Annotated in this window: 1 CRISPR repeat array. The window is 53.7% G+C overall.

The features are described from left to right. Position 1: 1 nt before the first annotated feature. A CRISPR array of direct repeats spans positions 2-324; the repeat unit is 29 nt; unit sequence CAATGAAAGCCCCTCCGAAAAGGAAGGGA.

Genomic DNA, 324 nt, shown 5'->3' with positions numbered 1-324 from the left:
TCAATGAAAGCCCCTCCGAAAAGGAAGGGAAATGTCTTCTCGGTCATTAGGTGCCTTCCTAGTTGTTCATGCTGCCTCAATGAAAGCCCCTCCGAAAAGGAAGGGAAATGCACCCGCCGAGCCGCTGGCTATCGCGCCCGGTTACCTGCCTCAATGAAAGCCCCTCCGAAAAGGAAGGGAAATACCCACAGGCCGAACGCCTTAGCGACACTCTCAGCAGCCTCAATGAAAGCCCCTCCGAAAAGGAAGGGAAATAAGAGTCTGTTCCAAATGTTCCGCCAGCTTCGCGTTGCCTCAATGAAAGCCCCTCCGAAAAGGAAGGGA

The organism is Rothia sp. HMSC072E10 (assembly GCF_001813965.1).
GTDB classification, from domain to species: domain Bacteria; phylum Actinomycetota; class Actinomycetes; order Actinomycetales; family Micrococcaceae; genus Rothia; species Rothia mucilaginosa_A.
The sequence above is the reverse complement of the archived record's forward strand: the minus strand, read 5'-3'. Positions and strand labels throughout refer to the sequence as shown.